Genomic DNA, 9,833 nt, shown 5'->3' with positions numbered 1-9,833 from the left:
ACCGCAGGGGCACGGATCGTTGCGGCCCACTTTGCGTCCGTCGCGCACGAACGGCTGGCCGCCAGGCTCGCCCTCGCCCGCCGGCTGCTCCGCCGCCTGTTGGCGACCACCGCTCAGGGCCGACACCTCGTCGTGCTGCAGCTGCATCTTCTGACGTTCGCGCTCTTCGCGCCGCTTGCGCTCCATCTCCTCCATCTGCTCCCGGGTCACCGGCTCCACACGGGCCAGCAGGTGAATCACTTCATGCTTCACTTTATCCAGCATGCCCTGGAACAGATAAAACGCTTCGCGCTTGTATTCCTGTTTGGGGTTCTTCTGAGCATAGGAGCGCAGGTTAATGCCCTGACGCAAGTGATCCATGTTGGCCAATTGCTCTTTCCAGGCATTGTCCAGTACCTGCAACATCACCTGCTTTTCGATCTCGGTCATCACCGGCCCGATACGCGCACACTTGGCGTCGTAGGCACCCTGCACTTCCGTCTGGAGTTTTTCGCGCAGCTTTTCCTCGTGTAACTGATCGTCCTCATCCAGCCACTTGGCCAGCGGCAGCCGCAGCCCGAACTCCTGCTCCAGACGCTTCTCCAGACCCGTCACATCCCACTGTTCTTCCAGACTCTGGGGCGGAATGTGTTCGCTGATGATCTCATCGACCACATCAAAGCGCACCGAGTTGATGGTGTCGGTGATCGTTTCGGCTTCGAGCAGCTCGTTGCGCTGCTGATACACCACCTGCCGCTGGTCATTGGCGACGTTATCAAACTCCAACAACTGTTTGCGGATGTCGAAGTTGCGCCCTTCCACCTTGCGCTGAGCCTTTTCGATAGCGTTGTTCACCATACGGTGCTCGATCGCTTCGCCCTTCTCCATACCCAGGGCCTGCATGAAGCCCCGAATGCGGTCTGAAGCGAAAATCCGCATCAGGCTGTCTTCCATCGACAGGTAGAAACGGGTGACCCCCGGGTCCCCCTGACGACCGGCCCGGCCGCGCAACTGATTGTCGATGCGGCGCGATTCGTGACGTTCGGTACCGATGATATGCAGACCACCGGCCTCAATCACCTGCTCGTGACGCTTTTTCCACTCGCTTTTGATCTGCTCGATCTGGGCATCGGTGGGGTTGTCCAGCTTGGCGACTTCGGCTTCCCAGTTGCCGCCGAGTACGATGTCGGTACCCCGACCGGCCATGTTGGTGGCAATGGTTACCGCGCCCGGTCGGCCGGCCTGAGCGATGATTTCCGCTTCCTGCTCGTGGTACTTGGCGTTGAGCACTTGGTGGTCTATGCCCGCTTTTTTCAAGCGGCTGGACATTTCTTCCGACGTCTCGATGGATGCGGTGCCGACCAGAATCGGGGCCTTCTGCGCTTGGTATTTTTTGATGTCTTCAACAATTGCGTCGTACTTTTCCTCGACCGTGAGATACACCAGATCATTTAGGTCAATGCGCTGCTTGGGCTTGTTGGTGGGAATCACCACCACGTCCAGACCGTAAATCTCCCGAAATTCAAACGCCTCGGTATCGGCCGTACCGGTCATACCGGACAGTGTGGGATACAGGCGGAAGTAATTCTGGAAGGTGGTCGAGGCCAGCGTCTGGCTCTCGCTCTGGATCGGCACGCCCTCTTTGGCCTCGATGGCCTGGTGCAGGCCTTCGGACAGCCGGCGACCCGCCATGGTGCGCCCGGTGTGCTCATCGATAAGCACCACCTGATTGTTCTGTACGATGTATTCCACATCCCGATGGAACAGCGCACGAGCGCGCAGGGCGGAGTTGACGTGGTGCAGCAGCCCCAGATTGTTCGCGGCATAGAGGCTCTCTCCCTCCGGCAACAGTCCGGAACGGGACAGCAGGTCTTCCACTTTCTGGTGTCCCTGCTCGGTCAACTCAACCTGGCGGCTTTTTTCATCGACCGTGTAATCGCCATCCTCACCCTCTTCCGGCACCGGATTCAGGTTCTGAATCAGCTTGCACATGCGCATATACAGCTCGGAGCTGTTCTCTGCCGCACCGGAGATGATGAGCGGGGTACGCGCCTCGTCAATCAGGATCGAATCCACTTCGTCCACCACGGCGAAGTTGAGCGGCCGCTGGACTTTATCCTTCAGACTGAGGGCCATGTTATCGCGCAGATAATCAAAGCCGAACTCGTTGTTGGTGCCGTAGGTTATATCCGCCGCGTAAGCGTCGCGCTTGTCGGCGGAGGGCTGCATGGAGCGGATGACGCCCACGGTCATGCCCAGCTTCTGGTAGACCTTGCCCATCCAGGCGGCGTCTCGGGATGCCAGGTAATCGTTCACCGTGACCACGTGGACGCCACGGCCGGTCAGGGCGTGCAGGTAACAGGGTAAGGTGGAGACCAGGGTTTTACCCTCACCGGTACGCATTTCGGAAATCTTGCCCTGGTGCAGGGCCATCCCCCCGATCATCTGAACGTCGAAGTGACGCAGACCCAACGCCCGCTTACTGGCCTCGCGAACCACCGCGAACGCTTCCGGCAGCAGTTGATCCAGGGTTTCCCCCTGCTCAAAGCGTTGTTTGAATTCCGTTGTCTTGGCCGCCAGGGCCTCATCACTGAGCGCTTCCAGCTCGCCTTCCATCTCGTTGATTTTGGCGACTGTTTTGCGCATACGCTTCAATTCGCGCTCGTTCTTCGAGCCGAACAGGGACTTCACTAATTTACCGATCATTGTTATTACCGTACTTGAGCAATTTGCGGGTGAACGACTGTCACCTCGTCGGAAAACCGACGAGTAAACCGAATGTGGCTTGCGAAAGCAAGCGGGAGGGAGGGAAATTAACGGCTGGCGCGATGGATATAAGTCGCCGGATCCACCGCACGACCGTTTTTGTACACCTCGAAGTGCACGTGTGGGCCGGTAGAGCGGCCGCTGGAGCCCATCAGAGCGATGACCTGGCCTTTTTTGACCACATCACCGACTTTGACCAGGTTTTCTTTGTTGTGCGCATAGCGCGTGGTAAAACCGCCGCCATGATTGATTTCCACCATCTGGCCGTAGCCATGGCGATCTTGCGACCAGGTAACCACACCGGCGGCCACCGAGATGATTTCGGAGCCGTCTTTACCGGCAAAATCCACGCCACCGTGCCACGCCACCTGACCGGTGAATGGGTCGGTGCGACGGCCAAAGCGCGAGGACATCCAGCCTTTCTTGATCGGGCGACCGGCGATAAAGATGTCGTCCTGCAACTTGCGCTTGGCCAGCAGGGCATCCAGGGTGGCGAGCTGCTGTTCGCGGTTCTCGATCTGATTGGACAGCTGATCGATCACGCTGATGAAATCGGGGGGGGTGTAGGGATCACCGATGGTGGCGGTTTCCGGGCCACCCAGGGCGGGCGGCTGACTGAAGTCAAACTCACCTTCATCCAGGTTGGCGAGGCTGGTCAGGTGCTCACCCAACGCATCCAGACGCATCAGACGGGCCTGTAGCTCGGCAACCCTCAGTGTCAACGCGGCCACTTGGGACCGGGCATGCTCGCGGGTTTCTTCCACTTGCGCCTGCTGCTCGGCCAGGGTGGCTTCCCACGCCCGCCGGGACTCGGCGGTAAAGACATCACTATTGCCATTGAGCGAGCTCAGCCACTGCGCACCCAACACCCCGGCCGCCGTGACCGGCATCCCCAGCAGGCAGATGGACAGCAGTGCACGCGTCCAGCCACCCAAGGAGATGCTGCGCGTCTGGCCGTGCTGTTTACTGACAATAATGATCTTCATGAAGCGGATATTACCCGTTTTTGTGTCCGGATTGCACAGTACTAATCGGCATTTTATGCCGATTATCTATATCAAATCCGTCTAATTTTGGTTCACTTATAGCTGTCGGCACTAAACAGCATCGTCAACCAAAGAAAAATCCATGAATTTCAACGTGTTATGTTATTTGGGGCATCTCAGCGAATCAAGACGAAGCGCTGAGCCCGGAATCAATCGCCAAATATGGCATATAAAGCCCTGAATTACCAACTTTTCGGCTATTTGGAGCTGGTGTACCCGGAATGAAAAGGCCGCGCTGTCACCAGCGCGGCCTTTCGGGCGAATCGGGATTCGCGAGCGTTTCCCGCCGATTTACACCGCCAACAGCGGCTTCATGTAAGAGATCGGCGCGGTGCTTTCGTCTTCAAATGTCACCACTTCCCAGGCATCGCGCTGGGCAATGAGCTGACGCAGGGACTTGTTATTCAGGCCGTGACCTGACTTGTGGGCCCGGAACTCGCCAATCAGGCTGTTACCCAGCAAGTACAGGTCGCCAATGGCGTCGAGCACCTTGTGCTTGACGAACTCATCCTCGTAACGCAGACCGTCTTCGTTCAGAATCCGGTAGTCGTCCACGACAATAGCGTTGTCGACGCTACCACCTTTCGCCAGACCTTTGGAGCGCAGGTACTCGATCTCGTGCATAAAGCCAAAGGTTCGAGCGCGGCTGACTTCCTTCACAAATGAGGTGCTGGAGAAGTCCACGGACGTCTGCAAGTTGCGCCCCTCAAACACCGGGTGGTTGAAGTCAATGGAAAAGGTGACCTTGAAGCCATCGAAGGGCAGGAAACTCGCCACCTTGTCGCCTTCTTCAACCGTTACCGGCTTCTTGATCCGGATAAACTTCTTGGCCGCCGCCTGCTCCTGAATACCAGCGGACTGAATCAGGAACACAAAGGGCCCGGCGCTACCGTCCATAATAGGCACTTCTGGCGCGCTGACCTCAACGATGGCATTATCAATGCCGAGTCCGGCCATAGCGGAAAGCAGGTGCTCAACGGTAGATACCCGCACATCGCCCTTGACCAGGGTCGTGGACAGCGTGGTATCGCCGACGTTTTCGGCTTTGGCTTCGATCTCAACGACCGGATCCAGATCGACCCGGCGGAACACGATTCCGGCATCCGCAGGTGCCGGCAGAAGGGTCAGATATACTTTCTGACCGGTGTGCAAGCCAACACCGGTGGCCCGGATGGCATTTTTGAGCGTGCGTTGTCTGATCATTACCCTGAGTAGCCCACCTTTGGCTGTGGCATAAGCCCCCTTGTGAGGCGCTGCTGCCGAGTTGTAAAAAGGACGCAATTGTAACAATTTTTCATTTCAGTCACTACTGAAATAGCGCTGAACATGCACCATTTTGGTGACATTTACCTCTTTTTACGGTTTGCGGACCCTCTAGCGCGGCAATCCGTGACACAGATCACGTTTCAACCTCTCAGATCCTGACCGTTCTCCGCCCAACCGGCGTGCGGGCCTGAACTCGACCCGGCTCGCCGGTTGCAACGGGCGTGAACTATGACAACAACCAGGGCAAAGGTTCTATACAAAGTTCACAACCCCTTCCATTGCCTCAGACTATTGACTCTTTCCGACCAATATTCCAGAGAGCAATTCAGACCTCTCAATCCGCCTGACGGCGCAGGAAAGCCGGAATGTCCAGATACTCCAGTTCTTTCTCGGTTGCCGGTGCGGTCGCCGTGGCCTGCCCGGTGGCCTGAGCGTTCTGGCGCATGACCGTGGGGCGCTCGTAACTGCTGTAGTCCACTTCACCGGTGTTTTTGCGGCGGGTATTGTCTACCACCACCTTGGTTTTACCGGCGGGCTTTTCTTCCTTTGCGGGGACGCCCAGGCCCGTGGCCACGACGGTGACCCGCAGCTCGTCGGACATTTCGGGATCGATCACGGTACCGACCACCACGGTGGCATCGGAGGAGGCGAACTCTTCGATGGTATTGCCCACCTCAGAGTACTCGCCCAACGACAGGTCGATACCGGCGGTGATATTCACCAGAATACCGCGCGCGCCCTGAAGGTTGACGTCTTCCAGCAGCGGACTGCGAATGGCCGCCTCAGCCGCCTCGCGGGCCCGGTTCTCACCGGTTGCGTGGCCAGTGCCCATCATCGCCATGCCCATTTCGGACATCACCGTGCGCACGTCGGCGAAGTCGACGTTGATCATGCCCGGACGGATGATCAGGTCGGCAATACCCTGTACCGCGCCGAGCAGGACGTTGTTGGCGGCCTTGAACGCATCCAGCAGGCTGGTGGACTTACCCAGCACCGAGAGCAGTTTTTCGTTCGGGATGGTGATCAGTGAGTCCACCCGCTCCTGCAGCTCCTTGATGCCGGCGTCGGCGACGACCATGCGCTTGCGACCTTCGAAGGGGAACGGCTTGGTGACCACCGCCACGGTCAGGATGCCCAGATCGCGGGCCACTTCGGCCACGATCGGCGCCCCACCGGTACCGGTGCCGCCGCCCATACCGGCAGCGATGAACACCATGTCGGCGCCGCGCAGTACTTCGGCGATGCGCTCACGGTCTTCCATGGCGGCCTGACGGCCCACTTCGGGGTTGGCGCCCGCACCCAGGCCCTTGGTCATGCTGTGACCCAGTTGCAGTACGGTGCGCGAGTCGATGTCCTTGAGCGCCTGTGCGTCGGTATTGGCGCAGATGAACTCCACGCCCTCGATGTTGCTGTCGATCATGTGCTTGACGGCGTTGCCACCGCCACCACCGACACCAATGACTTTAATCACGGCATTTTGCGGGATGTTGTCTACGAGCTCGAACATAGTATTTCCCCTTTTCCTTTACCAAATTAAAAATTATTGAAGTAACAAAATGAGCAAACGGTAATTTAAAAATGACTTTGAAACAGTTTTTTCAAGCGACCGAACCAGGAGTCGTCGTTGTCTCGGACATGCGTGATGGCCCTCCCCTCTTGCTGTTGCTTGATGGCGTATTGCAGTAAGCCCACGCCGGTTGAATAAATGGGGTTGTTGACAATATCTTTGAGACCGCGAGTGTTCTGGGGCGCACCCAGGCGCACCGGCATGTGGAAAATTTCTTCTGCCAGTTCAACCACACCCTCCATTTTCGCGGTGCCCCCGGTCAGCACGATGCCGGCGGCAATCAGATCTTCAAAGCCACTGCGCCGAAGCTCCGCCTGCACCAGCGTAAACAGCTCGTCGTAGCGCGGTTCAACCACTTCGGCCAAGGCCTGGCGGGACAGATCCCGCGGCTCGCGATCGCCCACGCTCGGCACCTTGATGGTTTCATCGGGACCGGTCAGCTTCGCCAGGGCGCAGGCGTATTTGATTTTGATTTCTTCCGCGTGGGGCGTCGGGGTACGGAACGCCATGGCGATGTCATTGGTCACCTGATCACCGGCGATGGGAATCACGCCGGTGTGACGAATGGCCCCCTCCTTGAACACCGCAATATCGGTCGTGCCGCCACCGATATCCACCACGCAGACACCCAGCTCTTTTTCATCTTCGGTCAGCACCGAAAAGCTTGAGGCGAGCTGCTCGAGAATGATGTCTTCCACTTCCAGCCCACAGCGCCGAATGCATTTCTCTATGTTCTGCGCCGCATTTACCGCACAGGTGACCAGGTGAACCTTCGCCTCCAGACGAACACCGGACATGCCCAGCGGCTCTTTGACACCCTCCTGATCGTCGATCAGAAATTCCTGCGGAAGAATGTGCAGGATTTTCTGGTCCGCCGGAATGGCCACGGCCTGGGCGGCATCAATCACCCGCTCCAGATCCTGGGGGTACACTTCCCGGTCCTTGATCGCCACGATGCCGTGGGAGTTCAGGCTGCGGATATGGCTGCCGGCAATACCGGCGTAGACCGAGTGAATCTGGCAGCCGGCCATCAGCTCCGCCTCCTCGATCGCCCGTTGAATGGACTGCACGGTCGATTCGATATTCACCACCACACCCTTCTTGAGTCCGCTGGAGCGGTGTGAGCCGATCCCCACCACTTCCAATTCGCCCTCGGGAGTAATGGCACCGACTATAGCGACGACTTTGGATGTACCGATATCCAGACCGACAATCATCTTGCTGTCAGCTACATGGGCCATTATGCGAACCTCTTTTGCATGTCACAGTTTTCCATCATTGCGTTTCTGCTTCTTCCTGTTGTGCTTTCCAGGCGACCGCCACCCCGTTGTGATAGCGTAAATCTACCTGCTCTATGTCGTCCCAGCGCTCGCTCAACTGCCGGTCATAGACCGTGGCGAACCGCTGCATCTTCTCCAGCACCTGATCCCGTCCGATCACCAGGGCAACTCCATCGCTCAGTGTCAGGCGCCAGGCATTTTTCCGATCACTTCTCAGCGACTGAATACTCAGCCCCCGATGACGCAGCATCTGCGCCAGATCCTGGTAACGCTCCATCATCGCCACGGCATCCGCATCCGATCCGGCCAGCAGGGGCAAATGCGCCAGTGCCGATTGATCGTCAACGGCAATGATATCTCCGCCGCGATCCAGGAACCCGATCTCACCCCAACGGGCAATCGGCTCCTCCTCAATAATTTTCACGTGCAGCAGATCCGGCCAACGCCTTGTCAATGCGGCCTGGGCCACCCAGGGCTCCGCTTCCAGTGCCTCCTTTATCGCCGCGAGATCCAGCTGCAAGAATCCTTCCCCCAGTTGATCACTCAGTAACGTTTCGATCCGCTTACGGCTCAGGTAGCGAAACGTTCCCTCGACACTCACTTCGGCGACCGGCCGGTTCAACCATCCGCTGATCGGCTCGATCAACCAGCCTCCCGCGCCGATCAATACACCCACCAGTAACACCGGGCCAATCCATCGGCGCCCTCCCCTGAGCATGGCCCCCCAGTCCTTTCGGGGTTGGCTTTTGCGGGTGGCGCCGCGCGGCGTCACTCTGCCCTGCCCGGGAATCCGTTTTACCGAACCGGACTTCATGACTCCGTCTGGCAGGCTCGCACAATCCGCACCACCAGCTCGGCGAAACTCAAGCCGGCGGCCTGTGCCGCCATCGGCACCAGACTGTGGCTGGTCATGCCCGGCACGGTGTTCACTTCCAGTAAATAGAAGTTACCCAGGTGGTCGGCCATCACATCCACCCGGCCCCAGCCCCGACAACCGAGGCTGTTGAATGCCTGCAAGGCGAGCGCCTTGAGCCCCTGCTCGCGCTCTGCATCCAGGCCGCAGGGGCACAGGTAACGGGTGTCGTCGGCCAAGTATTTGGCGTCGTAATCGTAAAAGCGGTGGTCCGTTTCCAGCTTGATGGGAGGCAGTGCCTCACCGTCGAGAATGGCCACCGTGTATTCACTGCCGGTAATCAGGCGTTCAACCAACACGCTGCCGTCGTAATGCGCCGCATCCCGATAGGCCTGGGCCAATTCGGCACCACTCTGCACCCGGGCCATACCAATGCTGGAACCCTCGTGGGCCGGCTTCACAATGGCGTCACCACCGAGATTTTTCAGAATCTGATCCCAATCGCTGTCCGCATTGACCACGGCAAACTCGGGTGTGGACAAACCAATACCCGCCCACAGTTGTTTACTGCGCAGCTTGTCCATCGCCAATGCCGAGGCTGACACATCGCTGCCGGTGTAGGGAATGCCCATATACTCGAGCACCCCCTGAATGCGACCGTCTTCACCGCCGGGGCCGTGCAGGGCGATAAACGCCACGTCCATGGGCGTGGCCTGTAACTGGGCAATGGCATCCGCTCCGATATCAATCCCCACCGCGTCCACACCGGACTGGCGCAATGCGTCCAACACCGCGGCCCCGGTCTGCAGGGAAATTTCCCGCTCGGCCGAGGTTCCGCCGTACAACACGCCCACCCGACCCGGATTGAACCCGGCGGAGGCAGCGGACATTGTGTTGTTTGCTTCTGTGTTCACTTCGATCAATACCTCAAGGGCCTAGCGCAACTTGCGCTGGGCGAGTTCACCTGCCAGAGCGCCGACGTTACCGGCACCCTGAGTAATCACAATATCGCCCGGCTTGACGATATCCCGAATCACATCGGGCACATCATCCACCGACTCGACAAATATCGGCTC

General features: G+C 58.5%; 7 protein-coding genes. All 7 read right to left on the bottom strand.

Annotated elements, in window-relative coordinates; genetic code table 11:
- On the bottom strand, nucleotides 1-2,685 hold a 2,685-nt coding region (secA, locus tag B3187_RS07250; protein ID WP_286805425.1), incomplete at its 3' end, for a preprotein translocase subunit SecA.
- Nucleotides 2,686-2,792: 107 nt separating this feature from the next.
- A complete protein-coding gene (locus tag B3187_RS07245; protein WP_286805423.1) occupies nucleotides 2,793-3,731 on the bottom strand; it encodes a M23 family metallopeptidase in 939 nt (312 codons plus the stop codon).
- Between the two features lie 351 nt (nucleotides 3,732-4,082).
- The gene (gene lpxC, locus B3187_RS07240) at nucleotides 4,083-4,994 is read right to left on the bottom strand and encodes a UDP-3-O-acyl-N-acetylglucosamine deacetylase (protein ID WP_123637917.1); all 912 of its coding nucleotides are present in this window, start codon (nucleotides 4,992-4,994) and stop codon (nucleotides 4,083-4,085) included.
- Nucleotides 4,995-5,391: 397 nt separating this feature from the next.
- Complete coding sequence (gene ftsZ / locus B3187_RS07235) at nucleotides 5,392-6,564, bottom strand: cell division protein FtsZ (RefSeq protein WP_024460820.1); 1,173 nt, start codon at nucleotides 6,562-6,564, stop codon at nucleotides 5,392-5,394.
- A gap of 65 nt (nucleotides 6,565-6,629) precedes the next feature.
- Nucleotides 6,630-7,865, bottom strand: a complete 1,236-nt coding sequence (ftsA, locus tag B3187_RS07230) for a cell division protein FtsA (protein ID WP_024460821.1) — start codon at nucleotides 7,863-7,865, stop codon at nucleotides 6,630-6,632.
- Between the two features lie 34 nt (nucleotides 7,866-7,899).
- Nucleotides 7,900-8,718, bottom strand: coding sequence for a cell division protein FtsQ/DivIB (locus tag B3187_RS07225; RefSeq protein ID WP_286805420.1), 819 nt, complete (start codon nucleotides 8,716-8,718; stop codon nucleotides 7,900-7,902).
- Nucleotides 8,715-9,647, bottom strand: coding sequence for a D-alanine--D-alanine ligase (locus B3187_RS07220; RefSeq protein ID WP_286805460.1), 933 nt, complete (start codon nucleotides 9,645-9,647; stop codon nucleotides 8,715-8,717). The genes B3187_RS07225 and B3187_RS07220 overlap by 4 nt, the downstream gene beginning before the upstream one ends.
- Nucleotides 9,648-9,833 lie beyond the last annotated feature (186 nt).

The organism is Marinimicrobium sp. UBA4209 (assembly GCF_002381585.1).
Lineage (GTDB): Bacteria > Pseudomonadota > Gammaproteobacteria > Pseudomonadales > Cellvibrionaceae > Marinimicrobium > Marinimicrobium koreense.
This window is presented reverse-complemented; position numbering and strand designations above follow the sequence as displayed.

Bases quoted from the DNA above. Each gene is read 5' to 3' on its own strand.
- B3187_RS07245 (WP_286805423.1), bottom strand. From the start codon at position 3,731: ATGAAGATCATTATTGTCAGTAAACAGCACGGCCAGACGCGCAGCATC.
- lpxC (WP_123637917.1), bottom strand. From the start codon at position 4,994: ATGATCAGACAACGCACGCTCAAAAATGCCATCCGGGCCACCGGTGTT.
- ftsZ (WP_024460820.1), bottom strand. From the start codon at position 6,564: ATGTTCGAGCTCGTAGACAACATCCCGCAAAATGCCGTGATTAAAGTC.
- ftsA (WP_024460821.1), bottom strand. From the start codon at position 7,865: ATGGCCCATGTAGCTGACAGCAAGATGATTGTCGGTCTGGATATCGGT.
- B3187_RS07225 (WP_286805420.1), bottom strand. From the start codon at position 8,718: ATGAAGTCCGGTTCGGTAAAACGGATTCCCGGGCAGGGCAGAGTGACG.
- B3187_RS07220 (WP_286805460.1), bottom strand. From the start codon at position 9,647: ATGTCCGCTGCCTCCGCCGGGTTCAATCCGGGTCGGGTGGGCGTGTTG.